The following is a 20,632-nucleotide window of genomic DNA, read 5'->3' on the forward strand; positions in this document are numbered from 1 at the left end:
AATTAGAGGGTCGAGTTGACCGTATTGAAAAACATACTTTTAACAAGGAGAGTGCGTAAAATGGATTAACAAATATTTTTATGATTGCAATCGGAAATGTTGCAATTGTCTTAGCAGTTGCGGAGGTACTTAAAAAGACTATTAATCTAAATACTCAAAACATGCCAATCACATCAGTAGTGATTGGTATTTTTATTGGTTTGGTATTATGGCCGTTAGCTGAATTTCCACTGTACGTTATGTTGATTTCTGGCTTTATAGCAGGACTAACAGCATCAGGCACATTTGATTTGATTATAGGCAGCTAATAAGGAAGGTGAACAATAATGAGTTACGTTATTGAGCAACAGTTGATGTCTGGATTACCAAATCTGGCGCTCACGGCAGCAAAATATGTTATTGCCCATGAATCAGGAAATCCGAAAAATTGTAGTCCTGATGCTTTAGAAAGAGAAATAGCATATATGAACAAAAATAAAGCAAAAGCATTTACGTCTCACTAGGTTGGTGGTGGGCGTATCGTGCAAATTGCGCCAATTAATCGTGTGCAGTACGGTTGTGGCCCAATAGGTAATCCACTTAGCTAAACAAAGAATCATAGACCAAATGATAAAAAAACTTTATTATAAAATTATCCAATGTATATCAGTAATTATTAACCATTTTATAAATAATATGTAAAAAAGAGGTTTTTCAGGAAAATAATAGAATCATATTATTGTACCGGTGCATAATATAATCGAAAGGGGTAAAGAGCAATGAAGAAAGTTTATTTATCTGTTTTGTTTACAATCTTAGTATTGCCACTGTTTTTTTTAAACCAACCTGCTGCTTTGGGTGCACTAGTGGATAGTGAAAGGAATTTAGACAGCCTTTCTCCTGCCGTATTGGAAACTAAAGAAATCGATGGGACAGTAGTAACAGTTTACGAAGAATTACCGGATGAATTTACTGTAAACGTTAATCAAGAAACTGATGTACAGGGTATTTCTCCATTATGTGCTACTTGTAATCAAAAATACTATACAAAGGTAAGCTCATGGACTGAATCATCAGATTATAACTTTGGATGGCATCCAGGCTTCAAGGATTATAATCGCGCAAGCGGGTACTGGTTTAGCACGTCTACAACATCATTTGGAGTATCTGTATCTTACGGTTTTGTCTCAGTTTCGATCAGTTCTGCTGGGGGTAACGGCTATTACGTTAGTGCCGATTACAATAGATGGAGTAGACCAGCAGTATACGGAAAGTATAATGTAACAAAGTATAAAGTAGAGGAATATAATCCTGCTGGGATTTATCTGAGAACTTATTACGAGAACTTCCCAAGCGCACAGGATACTTATGTGAAAATTCTATACAAATAAAAGAGATGGAGGGTGCGCCCTCCTTCTTTTTACAAGGTGGGGGATAGCTGATGAGAAAGATAATAGTATTTTCTTTATTTTTTACTCTTGTATTATTAAGTGGGTGTAATGAAAATGAAAAATTATCAAATCCAGTTTTCAATTGGGACGGAAATAATTATTTTGTCACTAATGAACCCATAAATAAAATTGAATTGGAAGAAAAGATCGGGGAAATTGTATTACAAACAAAAAAATTACCCACTAAACACCAAGAGGGATACAGACTTAGTGAAGGAACTAATCTATACAAAATAAAAAATATGGAAATTACGAATAATATTGATAGTGTAATAGCTGTAGAAATAAATGGGGAATATAAAATAGCCAGAATACTTAATGAGATAAAGTAAAAAATACGTTAATATAAAGGATATGTAGCAGATGTAACAAAAGGAACAAATGTAAAACATGTAGCATGTTTTTGTGATAGAAAAAATATGATGTAAACTCGGAGGTAGGTCGGCGCGGTAAGGTTTTCCTCTCTTGGTATTACATTAACAAGGCACGGAAATGCACTATAAAATTAGAACACAATTCCTTACAAAATAACGTGGTACGCTCTGCCATGAGTCGCAAGTGAGCTCTCGACAATAGGATTATCACAATATTAAAGCCTTCATCCATGAGAAGAGGCTTTTTCTTTATCTGTTTTTTTATAAAAAATAGGTAATAAAACATAGTTAGTAATTTTTGGTGAGACAAAAGTTTATTTGTCTTGTCAGCCCTAATAATCAAATGTATCTAAATGAATTGTCAGAAAATATTAATATATTCTATAATGAGTAAAAATTTGAGAATTTGAGGTGATTATTTGGGTAAACCAGTAGATGACAATCTATTTCCAGCCTTTCAAGACTCCCTAGATTCCAGACTCGATGAACGTAAAAAAGACTATATTGAAGAACTAGAAAAAGTGAAAAATGAGGGTGTTGTATTAAGATTTGAAGAAGCTACTGACGACTTGCCCCCTTAAAGCATCTCTTATCGAGGTGTTTTTTATTTTGCTTTGAAAACTGCATCAAACAGCCAAAACGCTATGAGTTGAGAGGGCAGAGTTTGGTGTGGTTTTGAGAGTGGAATTTGTAGTATATGGTTCCAAATTATTCTCTTCCTGATTATTATAGTGTGTAAGGGGTTTATGAAATTGTAATTTTGTTCTTACTAATAATACTGAAGGAGTGTTCTTATGAATAAGTTTTCTATGTATTCAATAATTCTTGGAGTTATCGGTATACTATCTTTTATCACTTCAGGTCTCAGCGCGATACAAAGAGGAATGGAAGACTATTCCGTTATGCAGTTAACACTTTTTTATGTATTTTTTGCTACGGGGATACTTTGTTTTATTATGAGCTTTATGTTAGGTTTATTAGGTTTTCGTAAGAATGTAGGGGATAAGAGATTAAAATATGTAGGTCTTCTTTTTGTACCGATTATTGTAAGTACTAGCGTGACATTTGGATTGTTTATAGCTTGGACTGCTTTTAGATGATTGGTGTTTATAGATAAAGAAAAAAGAATAAAAATTCATGAAGCCATCTAAGGAAGGCTTTTTCTTTTGCTCTGAAGAGTGAGTATCGAGCAGTTTCCTCCCCTTTGATTCGTCGGTACTTGCTTTTGAGAGCAAAAACTTTACCACATCTACTAAAGGGGTGGAGGTGATTGTATGTCTATTCTAGAAGAAGTACGTTGGGTTGAATGTAGTGAATTTTATAATGAATTGCTATGAATGGTAACAAATGCTTTTCTTGTTCTGAAGAACCAGAGGAGTATGAAACTGAATCAGAAGAATAATATTTGGATCTGTACTAAAAAGTACAGGCCTTTTCAAGCTATTAGCATAATGGGGTGATGCCATTGGACATCGTAGTAACGATTCCTAAGAGTGAATATGTAAATGATGATAAAGAAACTTTTGTTTATGAACAAGGTGGATACGAACAATTCTGGCAACTATCCAGGCAACCTAAAAAACTAAACATTGGTGACAGAATGTATTTCGTAAAAAATGGAGTTATTGGATCATCAATGAGGATGATAAGAATTGAAACAAAGGCAACTGTGTCATGTGAGGTAACTAATCGCACATGGAACGGTTGTCTTATTTTTATGGATGATTTAAGGCAACAAGTAAGAGGCTTCCAAGGCTTTTAGGTAGCGAGTTAGATAAATACTATCGCTTACCATTTCCACCGCTTCAAGCAGCTTGGCATACAGCTAAAAGTGGTGGGCGCAAATCGATCCCGCTTGAAACATTTGAAGAACATGCAAGCGAAGCTATATCAATGGACGGCTATAGAATGCACTACTTGCTGCCATTTATCGAAAGTAGGTGGTGAAGATGTTACAGGGAAAATGTGTTGATACTGGTGGTTCTACTAATCTTACAAAAGGTGAACTTTACTATCTTTTCCCACATGGCGGTCATGCATATTGTGCTAGCCGCTTCCCTAGACCCGGATCTCACTTTGGAACCTACCAAAAGAATCACTTTGAGTTAGTGGATGTTTCAATTGATACTCCGATGCAAGTACTTAATAAATATTTGGCCCGTGTAGTGAAGCCACCCTCACATTTTTATCGAATTGACGAGGAATACATCATTACGGAGCCACGAGCAGATGGTTACTACAGTGTGTTTTTTAAGCATCGTCCAGATGGTTCTCCAATCGGCGCCTATAAACGTACAGAATGTTTTGAGCGTATTGTAAATCATGAAGAATCAGTAAAAGACACAGCTACCATATTTGAGGTGGGTGACATTGTAGAAATTATAGACGCATCACTTATCAGGCATAAACATTATGAAAATGGAGAGCAGGCAACGGTGATAGAGAATTTTTATGGTTGCATATCAATTAAGAGAAATGAGCTTGTAGATAGGAAGGACATAAGTAGCGTGCTTTTAATAGGAGATGAACTACAGGTTATTAGAAAAGTTGGATCTAGACCCGTACTGGAAGCTGTTATGGTGAACGATAAGCAGGAAAAGGTGAACCAAACGACAAAAATTGAGTGCGAAATATCTGAAATAGTGAAATTACCTGTCAAGAAGTAAAAATATGAGCAGTTGAGCTTATTTTAGGAGGGACTGAAATGAATGAGCAATTAAGTTTTCGTGATGAATTACGAAAGCAAGAACTAGAACGCCCAGCAAGTTCTGCACCAGTTGTCCGATTTGAAGGAAGTAAATCAGAGCGAAATCTACCAAAGGGATCATTATGTTTTGTTAATGGCTGCAGATCAGGTGAATTTGATACCCATGTTTGGTCCCGAATTAAAAGTTCATTTGTAGATTACTTAGATTTAGTGCCCATGAAAGTAATCGACTTTACAGAGGAAGAATTGACACGAAGATATCCAAAAAGGTGGGAGCATGTACGAATTATTTCAAATGCCACACTACAAGTTGTAGACGAAGGGTTACTTGCTGTCATTGGACCACAATGGTGTGAGTTAACAGAGAAACTTTCCAAAGGTGGATATACCCAAAATCGGAGAGTGGATATGCTAACTAGTCATTTTGATGGTTACAAACCCGCACGTCTTTTGGTCTACAAAGACGAATTAGAGGAGAACACAAATGAAAGCAATTACAATTAAACAACCTTGGGCTACTCTTATTGCTTTAGGTGAGAAGCGGTTCGAGACACGTAGCTGGCAGACGAAATATTGAGGTCCAATTGCTATCCATGCTGGTAAAACAATGGATATGGAATATTGCGAATATCCACCAATTAAGAGAGTTCTTCAAAAGCATGGAATTGATAATGCTGATTTACCACTTGGAGTTGTCGTTGCTACTGCAGAATTAGTTGAATGCCATTTGATATCGAACGAGTTAAGCGCTGCTGGCATTGAATTCGGAAAAAATTAGAGGGTGACGAACTTTACTTCGGTGATTTTATGGATGGTCGTTATGCATGGGAGCTGAATACAGTGCAAGTTTTACTTAAGCCAGTGCCAGCTAAAGGACAATTGAGCTTGTGGAATTGGGATGATGGGAGCAAGTGAAAGATTTTGTAGGGGGTACGGTTAATGTGTGAAAAAGTTTGCTGGACTTGTGGTAATTATGCTTTTGGTTGTTTTGTAACAGGTGAATACAACAATACAGTTCAGGTAGATGACACATGTGAAAAGTGGTGTCCAGAAGGAACGCAAGGGACTGTAACAGACTTTGGTTATGATGATGGGAAAAATGAAGAGTGGTTAAAAGACGATATGTCTAATCTTTAGTTGAAAGAAATTGTACAGGAGGGATGAAGGGAATGAAATACGGTCCAAAACTTAACCTATTTTTAGTAGATAACACGGAGCTTACAAATGAGCAAAAAGCCGAAGAAGTAGCAAAGTTAGAAACAGATGATTTATTCGACTTAATGCGTAATGTCGAGGGAGCTCAAGACAAGTACGACAGAATGGTAATTAAAGCAGTTGCTGGTGCTTTGCTTGCTAAAAATATTTTCATATTTTAATTGACAAAAGGAAGAGATTAATGTGGCTGAAAGATGCGAAGGATGTGGAGTTTACGAATGGTTAGAGTATCACGATTATTTATGCCCACATTGTGGACATGACAATGGAGAGGATGAGAAACGTGGATAACACTAAATGGGTTTATATACAATCTGAACCAGTTCTTTATACAGTAGGCTTTTATGCACCAGATGGAGAGTGGCATACAGACAGTGACCACGGTAGTCGTGACGATGCGGCCAAGCGTGTGCATTATTTAAATGGTGGTAAGGAGTAGATTGTTAAGCACAGCGAGGAGTATTCGAAAGAAAATGTACAGAAAGGATGAAGGATATGCAGCGTGTTTTAGATGCCTGTTGTGGTAGCCGAATGTTTTGGTTTGACAAACAAAATGAAGATGCATTGTACATGGATATTCGTGAAGAAGAAGCTATCTTGTGCGATGGACGACAATTAATCGTGAAGCCAGATGTTGTAGCTGATTTCCGTAACATGCCGTTTGCAGATGAAATTTTTCACATGGTGGTCTTTGAACCACCACACCTGGTACGTGCAGGTGAAAATTCATGGCTTGCTAAAAAATACGGTAAATTGAACGAAGCTACTTGGCGTATGGATTTAATGCAAGGTTTTGATGAATGTATGCGAGTGCTAAAACCAAATGGCACATTGATATTCAAGTGGAATGAGGATCAAATAACTTTACGTGAGGTTTTAGATTGCTTTGGCCACAAACCATTATTCGGTGATAAGCGCAGTAAAACTCACTGGATTGTATTTATGAAATAACGATAAATATTACACACTGGAAAGATATTGCACAGGAAGGATAGAGGAAATGGCCAAAAAGTTAAAGTGTCATTACTGCAAAAATACAATAACTGAAAAATCACCAAGTCATTACAATTGCGGTTGTCGTACTCGTCCAGCACCAACAAGCGTGTCCGTAGGCTTTGTATTAGCTCATGATGAATATAAGAAGGCGATAGAAGAAATAGCACATTTAACTATTCACCATGAGAGTATGAGCGAACAAGACATGAGAAAAACGTTATCAGAAGTAGCGAAATCAGTTAAAGAAGCGATTGTTAATGTTGAAAACTATAAAATGACTTACTGAACATTTTGAGCAATTTGTACAGGAGGTGCTTTACATTGCTTATTAGTGAAGGTGAACTATATACAGATAGTCATAGCGTAGGACCATTTAAAGTGTACCTAGCGCTTGAAGATGCAAAATATGTCGATGATATAGTTAAAGTAATTGACCTTGTTTCAGATACTAAAGTTTATCTTACAAGTAGCACTGTGAATAAATTTGAAGGTAATTTAGATATGGAATTATTAGACGTTGCAAGAAAATATAATTACAAAATTTGAAGAAAAAAACTGTAGTGTGTGACGACACTACAGCTCTAAATTGGTTCCTGCCCTTTTTTAAGTTCAGTCAGATAATTGATTATATCATAGGGGGCAAAACTATGACACAACAGACATCTATCGAACAAATCAACACATCTGAAAACGGTGTATACATCGTACAAGATGGAGTAATTACACCGCTAAAACCAAAACAATTTGGGCAAGACACAATCATTTGGCACAATGGTCAAGTACTTGATGTGGAGCGGGCTGAACGTATACGTATTAAAAAAACAAAATAATCGTCCTTACGGAAAAACCGATGGACACTAGTAGTTGTTGGCAATTATGTCAGCTCTATTAGTGTCCTTTTTATTTTTACATAGAATAGAAAGGAAGATGGCCATGTACTTTCCAGATTTAATCGAAGAATATAAACGATCTCTTAAAGAGTTAAAAGTAGCAGGAGGGTGTCTCAGTATGATGAAAGATATGCAGGAAGCTATTAAATGGATGGAAACAGGCTATGATCCAGCAGAGTATAGAGCCGCTACACGTACAGATGTTTATGTTATGGACCATCACTTAATGCAAGACCTAATTATGTATGTCGATAGTGATAAAATGACTCCTAGTGTACTTGCTGAGGTCATTGATTATAACTACGATAATTCTGCATTTAAAGAAATAGAAAGAATGTTTAATGTTAAAGATACAGCTAATCAAGCTTTGGCCGGTTTAACGGAAAATGAACGTACCGCTTTCATTATGATACGAGCCGAGCATATGACTTTTAGTAAGGTTGCCAAAATACTAGGGGTAAATCGTGGTACCGTGCAAAATTATGTGAAACGTGCGGAATCTAAAATTGCAGACAATATTAGTAAAGAAAAACTTTTTTTATATGCTGTATAAAGTTTGTCGTACAAATGCCTATATAGTATAGAAATAAATTTTTCTCTACGTGAGAGAACTAGTTATAGATATGATGAAATGACCGACAGGTTGCTTCGCTTTATATATTATTCAAAGAATACGAACCGTTTTCTAACATTATTAAATCATCATAGTTTGTAGCGTGGTATCGTTTTTTAGCATTAGCGCAGCATCTATATTTAATGTGAATTCTGATTGTACTCTTTTTAAATGTTGTCCCTCGACTGTTCATAAAGGTAATGACTTCATTAATAGTGAATTCATTCTTACCTGTAGTTTTAATTAATTCAAGAACAGCTATTAGTAATTCATCTCGACATGTTTTCTTTTCAATTAGCAATTTAATCACCTCTTACATGTATTTGAGAATAATCTATCACATTTTATGAAAATACGTAAGTAATTGAAGATATATGATTTGAGTGCTGTGATTAGAAGTATATGTGTTACATTGGTGTGGTTTTGAGAGCAAGTTATTACATATATTTCATTGCTAGGGTATGATTGGGTAGATAGGAGGTGGAAATATGAGATTGAAAGAGTATTTAGATAAACGAATAAACAATGAAAGATATTATATCTTAATTGATACACTTCGGAAATTATACAAAAATGAATTGGATGAAATGCTTGTATACTATCAAGATATCCCTAACCAACCGTATAAAAACGGTAGATTGCTATTGATTTTTAATGAGTCATCATTAATTAAGGTTGATTTTACAGAGGATACGATTAATATAAGTTCTATTATGTACGAAGACATAAAGTATTCATTCTTTAGAAAAGACCATACTGATGATTATCAACCAGGGACTTTAAATCTGATTATTAGCAATGAAGAAATATCTTTAAATCCAATGAAGGATTTTGTATATGAGATTAATGAAAAAGTAGATTTAATTATGAAAATCTTTAAGTATTTATCAACAAAATAACTAATTTTCGCGAGTCGGTCATACGACTCGTTTTTTTTATTTTTACAAAGCGACTTGCCAAATGGGTGATTACAAAACAAACAAATGATGGAGGTGGTGGTGTATGAAATATGGCTAGACCAAGAAATCCTAAACGGGATGAAGCGTTTCAAATGTGGCTTGAAAGCAAAGGGCAGATGCTCCTGAAGGATATTGCAGAGCAACTAGAATTATCCGATTCACAGATACGTAAGTGGAAGAACCAAGATAAATGGGATGACCATTTGAAAGGTAACGTTACTAAATCCAATGGTAACGTTACTAAACGGAGTAGAGGAGCTCCTGCAGGAAACAATAACGCAAAGGGCCATGGTGCACCTAAGCAAAATCAGAATGCAACAACTCATGGCTTCTTTGCTAAGTTCTTGCCAAAGGAAACACTTGAAATCATAGAGGCAATGAATGAGCGTTCTCCAGCCGATTTAATCTGGGATCAAATACAGATACAGTACGCTGCTATTATTCGGGCTCAACGAATCATGCATGTTGAATCGAAAGATGAAATGATTAAGGAGCTCAAAAAGGCAAAATACGATTACTATCCACGTTCTAAAGAGGATGGAAGAGGCATAGAAAAGGCTGTAACTGAAGAAGAATATGAATTCCAATTCGCATGGGAACGACAGGCGCAACTACTCACTGCTCAATCGAGAGCAATTGGGGAGTTGCGTTCTTCTATTCGTCAATTTGTTGATATGGCAGATTATGATGATGAGCGTAGACTCAAACTTGAACAGTTGCAGCTAAACATAGAGAAAACAAAAACAGACATCGAACTTACCAAAATCGCTATCCGCAAAGAAAATGGTGATGACGAAGATGAGTTTGAGGATGATGGTTTCTTAGAGGCGCTGAAGGGAACGGAAGTGGATTGGGATGAGTAAACGAAAGAAACCCGCTCTATTCAAATTCAAACCGTTTAGTAAGAAGCAACTCAAAGTACTCAAATGGTGGCAATCTGATTCCCCTCACAAGGATAAAGACGGCCTTATTTGTGATGGTTCTGTTCGTGCTGGTAAAACAATCGTTATGTCTCTATCGTTTGTTATGTGGGCAATGGAAACATTTGATGACGAGAATTTAGGCATGGCTGGTAAAACAATTGGTTCATTCCGGCGAAACGTTTTCAAACCATTGAAGCGGATGTTGCAGTCCCGTGGCTATAAAGTAAAAGAATATCGTTCAGAAAATATGTTCACCGTCACTCGAAATGGCAAGGTGAACTATTTTTATATTTTCGGCGGAAGAGATGAGGCATCACAAGATCTTATTCAAGGTATAACTCTTGCGGGTATGTTCTTTGACGAAGTAGCTCTTATGCCACAATCATTCGTTAACCAAGCAACTGCACGATGTTCTGTAGATGGAGCGAAATTTTGGTTTAACTGTAACCCCGCTGGACCTTATCATTGGTTTAAATTAGAGTACTTAGACCAGTTAGAAGATAAGAACATGCTCCATCTTCATTTTACGATGGATGATAACCTATCGCTTTCGCAACGTATAAAAGATCGTTATAAGCGAATGTATAAAGGTGTGTTCTATCAACGTTTCATCCTTGGTTTATGGGTGCTGGCAGAGGGCGTTATCTACGACATGTTTGATAAGAAATTGCATGCAGTCGAGACGATACCACGTAACTATACGAAATACTATGTCAGTGTTGACTATGGCACTCAGAACCCTACAACGTTCGGTCTGTGGGGCTTTTTTGATGGAGTTTGGTACAAGGTTAAAGAATATCATTATGACGGTCGTAAGAGGAGTAAACAAAAGACGGACCAAGAGTATTATAAGGACTTATTAGACTTCATTGAGGGTATACAAAACTTCCAAGGTGTTATTGTTGACCCGTCCGCTTCTTCGTTTATCACACTTCTAAAACAGAATGGTATACGTGTGATAAAGGCAAAAAATGATGTATTAGAAGGTATTAGAAACGTTGGTAATGCGCTTATTAACGGTTTAATCAAATATAACGATTGCTGCAAGGAAACTTTCCGAGAGTTTTCATCTTACATTTGGGATGAAAAAGCGGCAGATCGTGGCGAGGATAAGCCAGTAAAACATAATGACCACCAGATGGATAGTGACAGATATTTTGTTAATACAGTTGTGTTCAAAAAAGGCGGTTTATCCGTTCTAAAGTGAGGTGATTAAATGCTAATTGAGGATTTATATAGACCACGTTGGCATGAACAGATGGAGGAGGTGATAAAACGAATGGTAGAAAGCGTTATTAAAAATGAACAAGTGATAATTAATGAGATCAAGGATTGGGAAAACTCACCGAAGCGTAAGCTCATGTTAATTGGAGATATGTATTACAAAAATAAGATGGACATTGAAAAAAAGACGCGTGATGCAGAGTGGAAGTCTAATATAAAGCTGATACATGGCTATGTGAAGAAACTTGTAGATCAAAAGGTTGGGTATACGCTAGCAAAAATGCCATCTGTGACTAGTGAGAATACAGAGTATCAGAAAAAGCTAAATGACATATTTGATGCAGGCATGATTAACCGCTTGCGTAAAGTAGGTAAAGAAGCCATAAATAAAGGCGTTGCTTACCTGCATCCGTACTTTAATGAAGATGGTGATCTTAGCTTTATGAGGTTTCCTGCCGAGCAAATCATACCGTTTTATACTGACTCAGAAAATATGGAAATTGAGTCGTTTTTGCGAGTGTTTGAAACTAATCATTATGAAGGTACAACCAAAAAGACGCTGAAAAAGGTAGAACATTATCACAGGGAGGGTATTAGTCACTTCGTATTTGAAGGTTCAACTCTTATTTCTGATATTCCAGCAGGAGGGGAACAAGGTTATCATTTTTTATTAGGTAATCAACCGGCTTTGTGGGAAAAGATACCTCTTATCCATTTCAGGTATAACGAAGAAGAACAACCTTTGGTTGAACAAATTAAGTCATTAGTTGATAACTACAACACTCAAGCATCAACAAATGCCGATGTACTTGCTGATATCCCAAATTTCATTTACAAACTAATTAACTATGGTGGGGTTGATTTAAAAGAATTTATTAATGATCTTAATATTTATCGTGTGGTCAAAACAGATGAAAATGGTGATGTTGGCAAATTGACAGCAGATATACAGACCGAAGCCAATGAGAAGGAACTTGAACGCACTCGTAGAGCCATTTACGAGCTTGGGCGTGGAGTTGATACATTACATGAAAATCTGGGCAATGCATCAGGAGTGGCACTCAAATTCCGCTACAGTGATTTAGATATGGATTGTAATATCTTAGAAAGTGAAATGCAGTCAAGTATCGAACATATGATGTGGTTTGTTACTCATTACTTGGTTATGGTTGGTCAAGGTGATTTCACAAATGAAAAAATTAAGTTTGTATTTAATCGTGACATTATTATTAATGAAGTAGAAGCGGTTGAAATGTGCGAGAAGTCAGTAGGGATTATTGATGATCAAACCAACCGTGAAAATCATCCATGGTACACGCCAGAAGTTGAAGACAGGTTAGCCAAACAAAAAGAAGAAGAGCAGAAAGAGATAGATGAGTACCAAGAGGCTTTGGAGAAACAGCGCCAGTCTCAATCGGAAGTGACTGACAATGAGTAAGTATTGGGAAAATCGTTCTGCACAACGTGAATTGGAATCACAGCTTATTGCCAGTAAGTACCTTGCTCGTATGGAAGAACAGCTACGCATGGCACAAGTGAACATCATACAGCAGATTGAGGTGTTTTATTCTCGTTATGCTATTGATAATAAGATTTCCTATGCAGAGGCTAAGAAGTATTTAACGGCCAAAGAGTTAAAAGATTTTCGTAATATTACATTGCAGCAATACAAAACACTTTCCGTGTCAGGGAATCCAGAATACGATCGTATATTAGAGGCAATTGGCTATCGTGCCCGTATCTCTAGATTAGAGATGCTCCATTTACAGATTCAATTGCAAATGCTTGAGTTATATGGTGGTGCGAAAGGGTTACAGGCTTATACGTATACAGGTTTAACAGAAGTATACGAAAACTCTTATTATAAAGGTTTATATGACATTGCCACATTCACTGCTGTTTATCAGCCTGTCACTAGGTTAACGGATAGCGTTATGAAAGAAGTACTCACCTATAACTGGTCAGGTAAGGAGTTTTCAAAGCGCATTTGGGGCCATGAAGCGGCAACTATGGTTACGATTAGAAAGGAGTTAGAAAAGGCTTTTATGCAAGGCCGCTCCCTTAGTAAAACATCAAGGGCAATCAGCAAAGCTACTGACGTGGTATTAAGTAGAGCAGAGGCACTGGTAAGAACAGAAGCTAACTTCTTTCATAACATTGCCGCTAATAACTCATACATTGAAGCGGATCTGGAACGTTATCAAATCCTTGCTACTTTGGACAATCGCACATCTGAAATTTGCCAAGAGCAGGATATGAATATTTACTTTGTGAAGGATTACAAGCCAGGTACTAATGCACCTCCATTTCATGCGCGATGCAGAACTACGACGATTCCATTTTTTGATGAAGCTGAGTATATGGCTTATGAAACACGAAATTCTGCTAACGGTAGGATTAAGAAAATGAACTATAAAGAATGGGAAACGAAGTACGTCCTATAAGTTTATCGTCTTTTTTTGCGCTTGTAGACGTTAAAGAGCAAGTGTCTAATACCTAACGTGTCGTTGCACGTAAAAAACGAATTAGGAGGAAAATAGACATGAATAAAGATCAATTAATAGCATTAGGTTTATCAGAGGAACAGGCACAATCGGTTTTAGATGGTTTTGGTCAAATGGTTCCCAAAAGTCGATTGGATGATAAAATCCAAGAGCTTAACACAGCTAAGAACATCATCACAAAGTACGAAATAGATTTAGAGGAATTGAAACCGAAAGCAGCAGGCAACGAGGCTTTATTACAACAAATTCAACAATTGCAAGACGATAATAAAACAGCTAAAGACCAATATGAGGCAGAGCTTGCGGAAACGCGCTTAACAAGTGCGGTTAAACTTGCCCTAACTGGTAAGGTACAAGATTTAGATATTGTATCAAGCTTACTTGATAAATCAAAAATTGAATTAGATGAACAAGGCAATGTAAAAGGTGGCCTTGACGAACAATTAACGACTTTAAAAGAATCGAAGTCGTTTTTATTTGTGCCTGAAACCGAGGAAAGAACGCTACCTAAGGGAACTAAACCAGGTGAAGGTAGATCGAGTGACAAACCTATTTCTATAGGTGCTCAATTTGCACAACAAGCCAATGAACAATCAAAAAGCACAGAAAAAACACCTTGGGATTAAGAAAGGAGAATTAATATGTACGCAAAAAAACAAAACGTTAGTCAAGTTAATTTCTTAGCAAGTTCACGATTTCAAGCATTTACAACGCAAGTGGAACAAACAGGTGTAACGGCAGATGAGAATGGACGAAAAATCGTTCCCGCTGGCACTGTTTACCCTGCAAATGATGCAACTGCAAAAGGTATCTTGTTGCACGATGTGGATGTAACAAATGGTTCGCAAGCAGGTTCACTTATTGTTGAGGGCTATGTTATTGCAGAACGTTTACCAACCGCTCCTACACCAGAAGCAAAAGCAGCTATGCAAGAGATTAAATATCGATAAAAAATACATTCAGAAAAGAGGATATAAACAATGCCAAACGTATTAGAATTATTTAATCAACGTGAAGTTTTAAATTACTTACAAAACCGTGAGTATCCCGCTTTATTAGGAGCAACGTTATTCCCAGAAACCAAAAAACCAACATTAGAATTTGATTCTATTAAAGGTGCAGGCCGTACACCTGTAATCGCTTCTGTTCATGCTTTTGATACTGAGGCGGAGATTGGTTCCCGTGAGGCTAGCAAAAAGGCTCTTGAAGCGGCATTAATTAAACGTAAAATGCAATTGACGGAAAAAGAGATCATTGCACTTGAAAAACCACGAGACGAAGCTGAGAAACAATACTTAATGCAAAATGTCTATAACGATATTGATGTATTGGTTGCAGGGGTAAACGCACGTGTAGAAGCAATGCGAATGGAAGTATTAGCGAAAGGAACAGTAACTTTAGATGAAAATGGTTTAGATGCTGTTATTAACTATGGTGTTCCTACTGAAAACCAAGAGACTTTATCAGGCACATCGTTATGGACAGATAAAGACAATTCTGACCCAATAGCTGATATGCAACGCTGGGTTAGTAACTTAGCTACCCGTCCTTCACGTGCTTTAACATCAACAAAAGTCTTAGGAACACTTTTATCACATCCAAAAGTAATTTCTGCACTTTTCGGAAAGGATTCTGGTCGTGTTGCTTCACGTAATGATCTAAATGCATTTTTAACTCAATTAGAGTTACCAACTATCGCGGTATATGATGCAAAATATCGTAAGCAAGAAAAGAATGGAAAGTATACACAACATCGTTATTTCCCAGAAAATTGCTTTGTAATGTTCCCTGACGGTTCATTAGGTGAAACTTTATTTGGTCCAACCGCTGAGGAATTACGTTTAACACGTGACCCATCAATTGAAACGAATATGATCGGGAATGTTTTAGCTATGGTCTATGAAGAAAATGTAGATCCAGTGAGTACCTGGACCAAAGCTGTAGCGACTGCTATTCCGTCTTTCCCAGTCGCAGATGAAGTATTCCAAGCACAACCGATTGCATAAGGGAGGACTCGAATTGAAAACTTTAGTTAGAGTAAAAAAGGGCAGCTTCCCAGTACGTTACAACAATGAGAAGTACAATGTTGGGGATGAGTTTGAGGTGCTTAATGAACATGCAAATCACTCGAGTTTTGAAATTTTAGGTGAAATTGAGCCACCTAAAAAACGAAGTACAAAAACCACGCCTAATGAATAGGAGGTATGATCTTGAATGTATTCAACATGGTAAGAAGTAAAATACCAATTGAACAAGTTCCTGATGAAGAATTACTTTTCAAAGTTGAACAAGTATCGCAAACTATTAAAACTTATTGTAACCGTGAGGACATACCCAACGAATTGAGATTTGTTCATACAAATATGGTAATAGACATTTTGACGCAAGAAATAAAGGCTAAAGAACCTTCAAATTCTATGGTAGCGAAATCGGTTAAAGAAGGAGATGTGAGTGTGGAGTTTGGGACTACCACGACAGCAAGTGAGCAGTCCACAATGATTATTCTAGCTAACTATACATCTCAACTTAACCGCTTCCGTAAATTGAGGTGGTAGTATGAACATCCGAAAGTTATTGGCTACAGCAACGAAGTCAGTTGAACTTTTATATGATCGTGAGGCTATTGTGAAGCGGTATGAAGAATATGAAAAACCAAACGGTTCAACGTCCCAGAAATGGGTCACTAAACACGAAAAAATCCCTTGTCGATTATCGACAGTAGGTATGCAGACGTTAAACAATACAGCACAAGATGATGCAAATCAGATTACTTATGATGCTAAGTTATTTCTTACATCAGAAGTTGATATTTTAGCAGGCGACGAAATAACAGTACAGCTCTTTGATGGTGAAATACTAATTATTACAGAGGAGTTTACATCCGCTAAAAAGCCTTTTTTATATGTAACCCATCAAGAAGTATTACTAACAAAGAAGGTATATGCTTAATGGCCTTTGAGTTTGATGAAGTAAAGCAACTCGCAGAAAAGATGAAAGAACTGACTATTGCTTCGGGTAAAATCCATAAGAAAGTAGCTGAAAGAGTTGCGCAATTAGCCATCCGTAAGGTTAAAATGCTCACCCCAGTTGATACAGGAGATTTACGGAACAATTGGAAGTATCACATTTTAAAGCAAGGCGATACTTATAAAATAGTCATTTATAACAATGTAGAATATGCGTTGTTTGTTGAGAAAGGCCACCGTATAGTAATAGCAGGCCGTACAGTAGGCTTTGTTGACGGTCAGTTTATGTTAGAACTGACAGAACAAGAAATGGAGAGACTGGCACCCCGGATGTGGGAACGTGAAGTTGAGAAGGAGTGGAGGCGTATCTTAGGTGAGTAATGTAACAGAGGGAATTAAGACGCTTGCTATTATGCAAATACGTACTCTTTTCCCATCAATGAAAGTTTATGATAAACCGATTAAGCAGGGCTTGAAAGTACCTGCTTTTTTAGTACGTATTTTTAATGTGCATCAAGAGCGAGGAATGAAGTATCAAGCAAATCGTACCTATTCGTTTAGCATGGTTTATTTCCCTTCTACAGACGATATAGACGAGGAATGCCTAAATGTATTAGAAGTCGTGCATAACAACTTTAAATACCTCGCTGACAGGTTTCACGTACATGAAATTGATGGTGAAATAGTAGATGAAACGCTTGTAATTAAATATCAAGTCAAAGCTTGTCTACACGACATATTAGAAGAAGTGAAAATGAGAACATTGGAGGGCGTTGATTTTGACACAAGAGACGACAAACAAAACAAACACGAAGAAGCAGCCGGAGAATAAAAAGTTCTCTAAGGTTGCTTTTTTAGAGTCCGCTTCTTCCACAAAAGCTCGTTTAGAGTATGAGGTAGTGCTTGAAGATGGTAAAACCTATACGAAAAATGAAGCTGATAAATTGGTCGATGAGTGGAAAAAGAAAGGGGTTGGAGCTTAATGGGTGGTATGTGGGAAACACAAAATAAAGTACGACCGGATGCGTATATCAATTTTGAAACTAATAGCTTAAATACGATGGGGCTAGATTCAAATGGCGCTCTAGTAATACCTGTAATGTTCGATTGGGGAGAAGTTGGGAAGTTTATTAAACTTTCTTCTAACACTAAATTTCGGGCTTTATTTGGTAAATCACTAGATGCTATTTTACCAGTTCGTGAGGCATTTAAAGCTACAAGTAACATCTTTCTTTACAACTTAAATGGATTAGGTGAGAAAGCAAAGGCAACTGCCGAAAGTTTTACTGTGACTGCGAAACATGGAGGTACAGACGGTAACAAGATTCATGTTACTGCAACAGTAGGGTTAGATGGCTCTACAACAGTAAAAACATATTTTGATGCTATTCAAGTTGACTCTCAAAAGGTGTCCACTTTCGGAGAATTAAAATCAAATGATTATGTAGTGTTCAGCGGATCTTTACCAACAGGAGATGCCACATTGACGTTGGTTGGTGGAACTACAGTAGCAGCTACAAACGAATCTATATCAGAGTTTGCTTCTGCATTAGATACATTAAATTTTAAGGTTGTTGCTTACGGAACTGATGACAATACTACAAAAGCTTTATTGTCTTTAAAATCAAAAGAGTTTCGTGAACAGGTTGGAAAGAGGGTAACTTTTGTAACGAACAATTACAATGTAGCAGACCATGAGAGTACCGTATCTATTAAAAATGGCGTCACTTTGGATGGTGGAGAAGTGCTAACAGCAAAAGATGCTGTATATTGGTTTGCTGCAGCATTTGCCGCTTCTACAGTAGGATCGCTTACCTATGCAACATACCCTGGGGCGATTGAGGCAGAAGCGATGACCAATGATGAGATTATTCAAGCATTAAAAGACGGCCATATTGTTTATTCATTCAATAATGATGAGGTTGTGGTGGAGCAAGATATTAACACATTCCGTTCATTCACACCGAAAAAAAATCAGGATTTTCGGAAGGGGAAGATTGATCGTGGCATGTCGATTATCGAGAACAACGCTCGACATATTTTCCGTAAATACTTCATTGGTAAAGTGAATAATGATTCAAATGGCCGTGATTTATTTAAGAAACAACTTATGAAAACTGTTCTTGATCCTTATGTAAGACTAGGTGTAATTGATCCGTACTTGCCAGAAGATATTGTGATTGAACCAGGTGATGAAAAAGACGCTGTGTTCGCAGTCTTAGGTGTCAAGTTCATTGATGCAATGGAAAAATTATATATGCGTGTCGAGTGCAAATAAGAAGGAGGTAAGACTCAATGACAGCAAATGTTATGCAAACAAAAGACGCCATGTCCTCACGTGAAGGCTTGGTGTTTATTAATATTGATGGACAAACATTCGAATTTGCTGAAATTCTAAAATTTAAAGCAGAAGTAGAATACAACAAAGTGGAAGTAAAACGCCTAAATGCGCGTATGGAGGGTTCAAAGATTGTTGGAGCTAAGGGTGTTGGAGAAACGACTATTTACTATCATCGACCAGAAATCCGATCAATGGCTTCAGAATATTTACGGTCAGGTAAGTCTCCAATGTTTGATGCAACAATCGTCAATGCTGATATTACGAGTGCTGCTGGCAAACAAACAGTAGATATTCGAAACATAGTGCCTGACAAAACTTTACTAACAATGCTTGATGCAGACAGCGCCGATACATTAAAAGACGAATTCCCATTTACATTTGACGATTTTGAAATCTTAAACCAATTCAGTGTTATCCAATAAGGAGGAACTTATAAATGAGTAATTTTAAAGCTTTTATGAAAGAAAATGTACGTCAAGCAGATCCAGTAGAACTGAAATTAGAAAGATTTACAGAATCAATTAAATTACGTCCTTTAACATCTGCGGAGTCCGATTTAATTAATGACCGTTGCTTTAAAAATAAGCCTGGTAGAAAAGGGCGCCAAGAGCGTGTGTTTGATCCAGTCGCTTATAACCGGGGTATTAGTGTTGCTTCGATTATTTATCCGGATTTAAACGATACAGAGTTACAAAAATCATATGGAGTTAAAGGTGCTGAGCAATTGTTTGGTGCAATGTTCTGGGTTGGAGAAGCATCTCAAATTTCTGAAAAAGTATCAGAGATTAGTGGTTTAGATCATGCTTTAGAAGATGAAATAGAAGAAGCAAAAAACTAATACAGGGCAGTGAGGATGAGCGTGACGGACTAGCTTTCTATGCACACGTTGCGCTTCATCGGTTCAATATACTGCCCAATAGCTTTTTGAATATGGATCGTAAGGAAAGGGCATTTATCATTGCGAGCTTGGATATAGAGCTGGAAAAAGAAGCAGAAGCGGCAAAGAAATAGTATATTTATGCCAATACTGTATAGTGAAATCCCTCCAAGTTATGTATATTTGTGTATGAGGAGGGATACACATGGCTCAAAATAAGGTGCTTGCAGGAGATTATGAAGGAAAAAACATAATGATTGGCCAACAGGGGTTCTTCAGTAAAGAAGAGGTTTTTTTATTCACAGGATTTACTAAAAAATTTCCTTTAAATAAAGAAACTGTTGAATCTTATGAATTAATTACGGAAGAACATAGAAAAAGTGCAGTAAGCGGCGTGACTCGGGGATTAGTTGGCGGAGCATTATTAGGACCTGTCGGACTCTTAGCAGGCTTATCTGCAAAAAATAAAGGTACACATACATTGGTTATTGAGTTCAAAGATGGCAAGAAAAGTTTGATTGAAGTTAATGAAAAAATTTATAAGTTATTGATGCAAAAAATGTTTTAAGCACTCTTATTGAGTGCTTTTTATTTTGGCTAGAGAGGAGGACGA

General features: G+C 37.0%; 38 protein-coding genes. 37 read left to right on the forward strand and 1 reads right to left on the reverse strand.

Features of this window, described 5'->3' with window-relative positions:
* Positions 1–80 precede the first annotated feature (80 nt).
* From CD31_RS00995 to CD31_RS01070, 19 genes are all read left to right on the forward strand, one after another.
* On the forward strand, positions 81–308 hold the full coding sequence (locus CD31_RS00995; RefSeq protein WP_244905113.1) for a hypothetical protein: 228 nt from the start codon (positions 81–83) through the stop codon (positions 306–308).
* An 18-nt stretch (positions 309–326) separates the two neighbouring features.
* The gene (locus tag CD31_RS01000; RefSeq protein WP_016993146.1) at positions 327–503 is read left to right on the forward strand and encodes a hypothetical protein; all 177 of its coding nucleotides are present in this window, start codon (positions 327–329) and stop codon (positions 501–503) included.
* A 255-nt stretch (positions 504–758) separates the two neighbouring features.
* Positions 759–1,370 (forward strand): hypothetical protein, encoded by a 612-nt coding sequence (locus CD31_RS01005; RefSeq protein ID WP_081977433.1) that lies wholly within the window; start codon positions 759–761, stop codon positions 1,368–1,370.
* A gap of 50 nt (positions 1,371–1,420) precedes the next feature.
* Positions 1,421–1,762 carry a hypothetical protein gene (locus tag CD31_RS01010; protein WP_036075068.1) on the forward strand — a complete coding sequence of 114 codons (342 nt, stop codon included), beginning with the start codon at positions 1,421–1,423 and terminating at the stop codon, positions 1,760–1,762.
* 461 nt (positions 1,763–2,223) lie between these two features.
* Positions 2,224–2,385 (forward strand): hypothetical protein, encoded by a 162-nt coding sequence (locus tag CD31_RS23445; protein ID WP_016993149.1) that lies wholly within the window; start codon positions 2,224–2,226, stop codon positions 2,383–2,385.
* Between the two features lie 213 nt (positions 2,386–2,598).
* The gene (locus tag CD31_RS01015; protein ID WP_036075070.1) at positions 2,599–2,904 is read left to right on the forward strand and encodes a hypothetical protein; all 306 of its coding nucleotides are present in this window, start codon (positions 2,599–2,601) and stop codon (positions 2,902–2,904) included.
* 365 nt (positions 2,905–3,269) lie between these two features.
* Complete coding sequence (locus CD31_RS01020; protein ID WP_036075073.1) at positions 3,270–3,566, forward strand: hypothetical protein; 297 nt, start codon at positions 3,270–3,272, stop codon at positions 3,564–3,566.
* 187 nt (positions 3,567–3,753) lie between these two features.
* Positions 3,754–4,470, forward strand: coding sequence for a hypothetical protein (locus CD31_RS01025; RefSeq protein ID WP_036075075.1), 717 nt, complete (start codon positions 3,754–3,756; stop codon positions 4,468–4,470).
* Between the two features lie 38 nt (positions 4,471–4,508).
* Complete coding sequence (locus tag CD31_RS01030) at positions 4,509–5,015, forward strand: hypothetical protein (RefSeq protein ID WP_036075076.1); 507 nt, start codon at positions 4,509–4,511, stop codon at positions 5,013–5,015.
* The gene (locus CD31_RS24100) at positions 4,996–5,088 is read left to right on the forward strand and encodes an ASCH domain-containing protein (protein ID WP_342351939.1); all 93 of its coding nucleotides are present in this window, start codon (positions 4,996–4,998) and stop codon (positions 5,086–5,088) included. The genes CD31_RS01030 and CD31_RS24100 overlap by 20 nt, the downstream gene beginning before the upstream one ends.
* Positions 5,089–5,118: 30 nt before the next feature.
* The gene (locus CD31_RS24105) at positions 5,119–5,289 is read left to right on the forward strand and encodes a hypothetical protein (RefSeq protein ID WP_342351940.1); all 171 of its coding nucleotides are present in this window, start codon (positions 5,119–5,121) and stop codon (positions 5,287–5,289) included.
* A 161-nt stretch (positions 5,290–5,450) separates the two neighbouring features.
* Positions 5,451–5,648, forward strand: coding sequence for a hypothetical protein (locus CD31_RS01040; protein ID WP_036075079.1), 198 nt, complete (start codon positions 5,451–5,453; stop codon positions 5,646–5,648).
* A 32-nt stretch (positions 5,649–5,680) separates the two neighbouring features.
* A complete protein-coding gene (locus CD31_RS01045; RefSeq protein ID WP_036075083.1) occupies positions 5,681–5,887 on the forward strand; it encodes a hypothetical protein in 207 nt (68 codons plus the stop codon).
* A 122-nt stretch (positions 5,888–6,009) separates the two neighbouring features.
* Positions 6,010–6,165 (forward strand): hypothetical protein, encoded by a 156-nt coding sequence (locus tag CD31_RS23450; protein WP_167334349.1) that lies wholly within the window; start codon positions 6,010–6,012, stop codon positions 6,163–6,165.
* A 56-nt stretch (positions 6,166–6,221) separates the two neighbouring features.
* On the forward strand, positions 6,222–6,677 hold the full coding sequence (locus tag CD31_RS01050) for a class I SAM-dependent methyltransferase (protein WP_176408542.1): 456 nt from the start codon (positions 6,222–6,224) through the stop codon (positions 6,675–6,677).
* A gap of 49 nt (positions 6,678–6,726) precedes the next feature.
* Complete coding sequence (locus CD31_RS01055; RefSeq protein ID WP_036075088.1) at positions 6,727–7,008, forward strand: hypothetical protein; 282 nt, start codon at positions 6,727–6,729, stop codon at positions 7,006–7,008.
* Positions 7,009–7,043: 35 nt separating this feature from the next.
* The gene (locus CD31_RS01060) at positions 7,044–7,268 is read left to right on the forward strand and encodes a hypothetical protein (RefSeq protein ID WP_036075091.1); all 225 of its coding nucleotides are present in this window, start codon (positions 7,044–7,046) and stop codon (positions 7,266–7,268) included.
* A 101-nt stretch (positions 7,269–7,369) separates the two neighbouring features.
* Complete coding sequence (locus tag CD31_RS01065; protein WP_036075094.1) at positions 7,370–7,552, forward strand: hypothetical protein; 183 nt, start codon at positions 7,370–7,372, stop codon at positions 7,550–7,552.
* Between the two features lie 103 nt (positions 7,553–7,655).
* Complete coding sequence (locus tag CD31_RS01070; RefSeq protein WP_167334350.1) at positions 7,656–8,165, forward strand: sigma factor-like helix-turn-helix DNA-binding protein; 510 nt, start codon at positions 7,656–7,658, stop codon at positions 8,163–8,165.
* Positions 8,166–8,265: 100 nt separating this feature from the next.
* Here CD31_RS01070 and CD31_RS24140 read toward each other — a convergent pair whose 3' ends face one another.
* Positions 8,266–8,535 carry a DUF7669 domain-containing protein gene (locus CD31_RS24140; protein WP_425319333.1) on the reverse strand — a complete coding sequence of 90 codons (270 nt, stop codon included), beginning with the start codon at positions 8,533–8,535 and terminating at the stop codon, positions 8,266–8,268.
* Between the two features lie 178 nt (positions 8,536–8,713).
* Between CD31_RS24140 and CD31_RS01080 the strand changes: the two genes are divergently transcribed.
* From CD31_RS01080 to CD31_RS01165, 18 genes are all read left to right on the forward strand, one after another.
* Positions 8,714–9,124, forward strand: coding sequence for a hypothetical protein (locus CD31_RS01080; protein WP_036075102.1), 411 nt, complete (start codon positions 8,714–8,716; stop codon positions 9,122–9,124).
* A gap of 110 nt (positions 9,125–9,234) precedes the next feature.
* On the forward strand, positions 9,235–10,047 hold the full coding sequence (gene terS, locus CD31_RS01085) for a phage terminase small subunit (RefSeq protein WP_036075104.1): 813 nt from the start codon (positions 9,235–9,237) through the stop codon (positions 10,045–10,047).
* Positions 10,040–11,314: a PBSX family phage terminase large subunit gene (locus CD31_RS01090; RefSeq protein ID WP_036075105.1), complete on the forward strand. Its 1,275-nt coding sequence runs from the start codon at positions 10,040–10,042 to the stop codon at positions 11,312–11,314. Before terS ends, CD31_RS01090 begins: the two co-directional genes overlap by 8 nt.
* 72 nt (positions 11,315–11,386) lie before the next feature.
* Positions 11,387–12,769 carry a phage portal protein gene (locus CD31_RS01095; RefSeq protein ID WP_244905114.1) on the forward strand — a complete coding sequence of 461 codons (1,383 nt, stop codon included), beginning with the start codon at positions 11,387–11,389 and terminating at the stop codon, positions 12,767–12,769.
* Entirely contained in the window at positions 12,762–13,775 is a 1,014-nt protein-coding gene (locus CD31_RS01100) for a minor capsid protein (RefSeq protein WP_036075144.1), read from the forward strand. Before CD31_RS01095 ends, CD31_RS01100 begins: the two co-directional genes overlap by 8 nt.
* Positions 13,776–13,873: 98 nt before the next feature.
* Positions 13,874–14,461: a phage scaffolding protein gene (locus CD31_RS01105; RefSeq protein ID WP_036075108.1), complete on the forward strand. Its 588-nt coding sequence runs from the start codon at positions 13,874–13,876 to the stop codon at positions 14,459–14,461.
* Positions 14,462–14,476: 15 nt separating this feature from the next.
* Positions 14,477–14,785 (forward strand): hypothetical protein, encoded by a 309-nt coding sequence (locus CD31_RS01110; protein ID WP_036075109.1) that lies wholly within the window; start codon positions 14,477–14,479, stop codon positions 14,783–14,785.
* A 30-nt stretch (positions 14,786–14,815) separates the two neighbouring features.
* On the forward strand, positions 14,816–15,841 hold the full coding sequence (locus CD31_RS01115) for a major capsid protein (protein WP_036075110.1): 1,026 nt from the start codon (positions 14,816–14,818) through the stop codon (positions 15,839–15,841).
* Positions 15,842–15,854: 13 nt separating this feature from the next.
* Positions 15,855–16,034, forward strand: a complete 180-nt coding sequence (locus tag CD31_RS01120) for a hypothetical protein (protein WP_036075112.1) — start codon at positions 15,855–15,857, stop codon at positions 16,032–16,034.
* Between the two features lie 11 nt (positions 16,035–16,045).
* Positions 16,046–16,390 (forward strand): head-tail connector protein, encoded by a 345-nt coding sequence (locus tag CD31_RS01125; protein ID WP_036075113.1) that lies wholly within the window; start codon positions 16,046–16,048, stop codon positions 16,388–16,390.
* Position 16,391: 1 nt separating this feature from the next.
* Positions 16,392–16,784: a hypothetical protein gene (locus CD31_RS01130; protein WP_036075114.1), complete on the forward strand. Its 393-nt coding sequence runs from the start codon at positions 16,392–16,394 to the stop codon at positions 16,782–16,784.
* Positions 16,784–17,182 carry an HK97 gp10 family phage protein gene (locus tag CD31_RS01135; protein ID WP_036075115.1) on the forward strand — a complete coding sequence of 133 codons (399 nt, stop codon included), beginning with the start codon at positions 16,784–16,786 and terminating at the stop codon, positions 17,180–17,182. The genes CD31_RS01130 and CD31_RS01135 overlap by 1 nt, the downstream gene beginning before the upstream one ends.
* Positions 17,175–17,633 carry a phage tail terminator family protein gene (locus CD31_RS01140; RefSeq protein WP_052125288.1) on the forward strand — a complete coding sequence of 153 codons (459 nt, stop codon included), beginning with the start codon at positions 17,175–17,177 and terminating at the stop codon, positions 17,631–17,633. The genes CD31_RS01135 and CD31_RS01140 overlap by 8 nt, the downstream gene beginning before the upstream one ends.
* Positions 17,581–17,784 (forward strand): hypothetical protein, encoded by a 204-nt coding sequence (locus tag CD31_RS01145; protein ID WP_036075116.1) that lies wholly within the window; start codon positions 17,581–17,583, stop codon positions 17,782–17,784. Before CD31_RS01140 ends, CD31_RS01145 begins: the two co-directional genes overlap by 53 nt.
* A complete protein-coding gene (locus CD31_RS01150) occupies positions 17,784–19,079 on the forward strand; it encodes a phage tail sheath subtilisin-like domain-containing protein (RefSeq protein ID WP_036075117.1) in 1,296 nt (431 codons plus the stop codon). The genes CD31_RS01145 and CD31_RS01150 overlap by 1 nt, the downstream gene beginning before the upstream one ends.
* Before the next feature lie 17 nt (positions 19,080–19,096).
* Positions 19,097–19,564 (forward strand): phage tail tube protein, encoded by a 468-nt coding sequence (locus CD31_RS01155; RefSeq protein WP_036075118.1) that lies wholly within the window; start codon positions 19,097–19,099, stop codon positions 19,562–19,564.
* Between the two features lie 14 nt (positions 19,565–19,578).
* Complete coding sequence (locus tag CD31_RS01160; protein WP_036075119.1) at positions 19,579–19,980, forward strand: phage tail assembly chaperone; 402 nt, start codon at positions 19,579–19,581, stop codon at positions 19,978–19,980.
* A gap of 244 nt (positions 19,981–20,224) precedes the next feature.
* Complete coding sequence (locus tag CD31_RS01165) at positions 20,225–20,587, forward strand: hypothetical protein (RefSeq protein WP_036075121.1); 363 nt, start codon at positions 20,225–20,227, stop codon at positions 20,585–20,587.
* The last annotated feature ends 45 nt before the right edge of the window (positions 20,588–20,632 follow it).

The organism is Lysinibacillus boronitolerans JCM 21713 = 10a = NBRC 103108, assembly GCF_000772935.1.
Taxonomy (GTDB): Bacteria; Bacillota; Bacilli; order Bacillales_A; family Planococcaceae; genus Lysinibacillus; species Lysinibacillus boronitolerans.

Excerpts from the sequence above, each read along its gene's own strand:
- CD31_RS01005 (WP_081977433.1), top strand. The coding sequence starts at position 759 with ATGAAGAAAGTTTATTTATCTGTTTTGTTTACAATCTTAGTATTGCCA.
- CD31_RS24100 (WP_342351939.1), top strand. The coding sequence starts at position 4,996 with ATGAAAGCAATTACAATTAAACAACCTTGGGCTACTCTTATTGCTTTA.
- CD31_RS01160 (WP_036075119.1), top strand. The coding sequence starts at position 19,579 with ATGAGTAATTTTAAAGCTTTTATGAAAGAAAATGTACGTCAAGCAGAT.
- CD31_RS01105 (WP_036075108.1), top strand. The coding sequence starts at position 13,874 with ATGAATAAAGATCAATTAATAGCATTAGGTTTATCAGAGGAACAGGCA.
- CD31_RS01100 (WP_036075144.1), top strand. The coding sequence starts at position 12,762 with ATGAGTAAGTATTGGGAAAATCGTTCTGCACAACGTGAATTGGAATCA.
- CD31_RS00995 (WP_244905113.1), top strand. The coding sequence starts at position 81 with ATGATTGCAATCGGAAATGTTGCAATTGTCTTAGCAGTTGCGGAGGTA.
- CD31_RS01040 (WP_036075079.1), top strand. The coding sequence starts at position 5,451 with ATGTGTGAAAAAGTTTGCTGGACTTGTGGTAATTATGCTTTTGGTTGT.
- CD31_RS01095 (WP_244905114.1), top strand. The coding sequence starts at position 11,387 with ATGGTAGAAAGCGTTATTAAAAATGAACAAGTGATAATTAATGAGATC.
- CD31_RS01090 (WP_036075105.1), top strand. The coding sequence starts at position 10,040 with ATGAGTAAACGAAAGAAACCCGCTCTATTCAAATTCAAACCGTTTAGT.
- CD31_RS01065 (WP_036075094.1), top strand. The coding sequence starts at position 7,370 with ATGACACAACAGACATCTATCGAACAAATCAACACATCTGAAAACGGT.
- CD31_RS01150 (WP_036075117.1), top strand. The coding sequence starts at position 17,784 with ATGGGTGGTATGTGGGAAACACAAAATAAAGTACGACCGGATGCGTAT.
- CD31_RS01000 (WP_016993146.1), top strand. The coding sequence starts at position 327 with ATGAGTTACGTTATTGAGCAACAGTTGATGTCTGGATTACCAAATCTG.
- CD31_RS01155 (WP_036075118.1), top strand. The coding sequence starts at position 19,097 with ATGACAGCAAATGTTATGCAAACAAAAGACGCCATGTCCTCACGTGAA.
- terS (WP_036075104.1), top strand. The coding sequence starts at position 9,235 with ATGGCTAGACCAAGAAATCCTAAACGGGATGAAGCGTTTCAAATGTGG.
- CD31_RS01010 (WP_036075068.1), top strand. The coding sequence starts at position 1,421 with ATGAGAAAGATAATAGTATTTTCTTTATTTTTTACTCTTGTATTATTA.
- CD31_RS01070 (WP_167334350.1), top strand. The coding sequence starts at position 7,656 with ATGTACTTTCCAGATTTAATCGAAGAATATAAACGATCTCTTAAAGAG.
- CD31_RS01030 (WP_036075076.1), top strand. The coding sequence starts at position 4,509 with ATGAATGAGCAATTAAGTTTTCGTGATGAATTACGAAAGCAAGAACTA.
- CD31_RS01015 (WP_036075070.1), top strand. The coding sequence starts at position 2,599 with ATGAATAAGTTTTCTATGTATTCAATAATTCTTGGAGTTATCGGTATA.
- CD31_RS01115 (WP_036075110.1), top strand. The coding sequence starts at position 14,816 with ATGCCAAACGTATTAGAATTATTTAATCAACGTGAAGTTTTAAATTAC.
- CD31_RS01080 (WP_036075102.1), top strand. The coding sequence starts at position 8,714 with ATGAGATTGAAAGAGTATTTAGATAAACGAATAAACAATGAAAGATAT.
- CD31_RS01055 (WP_036075088.1), top strand. The coding sequence starts at position 6,727 with ATGGCCAAAAAGTTAAAGTGTCATTACTGCAAAAATACAATAACTGAA.
- CD31_RS01045 (WP_036075083.1), top strand. The coding sequence starts at position 5,681 with ATGAAATACGGTCCAAAACTTAACCTATTTTTAGTAGATAACACGGAG.
- CD31_RS01135 (WP_036075115.1), top strand. The coding sequence starts at position 16,784 with ATGGCCTTTGAGTTTGATGAAGTAAAGCAACTCGCAGAAAAGATGAAA.
- CD31_RS01165 (WP_036075121.1), top strand. The coding sequence starts at position 20,225 with ATGGCTCAAAATAAGGTGCTTGCAGGAGATTATGAAGGAAAAAACATA.
- CD31_RS01050 (WP_176408542.1), top strand. The coding sequence starts at position 6,222 with ATGCAGCGTGTTTTAGATGCCTGTTGTGGTAGCCGAATGTTTTGGTTT.
- CD31_RS01130 (WP_036075114.1), top strand. The coding sequence starts at position 16,392 with ATGAACATCCGAAAGTTATTGGCTACAGCAACGAAGTCAGTTGAACTT.
- CD31_RS01110 (WP_036075109.1), top strand. The coding sequence starts at position 14,477 with ATGTACGCAAAAAAACAAAACGTTAGTCAAGTTAATTTCTTAGCAAGT.
- CD31_RS01025 (WP_036075075.1), top strand. The coding sequence starts at position 3,754 with ATGTTACAGGGAAAATGTGTTGATACTGGTGGTTCTACTAATCTTACA.
- CD31_RS24105 (WP_342351940.1), top strand. The coding sequence starts at position 5,119 with ATGGATATGGAATATTGCGAATATCCACCAATTAAGAGAGTTCTTCAA.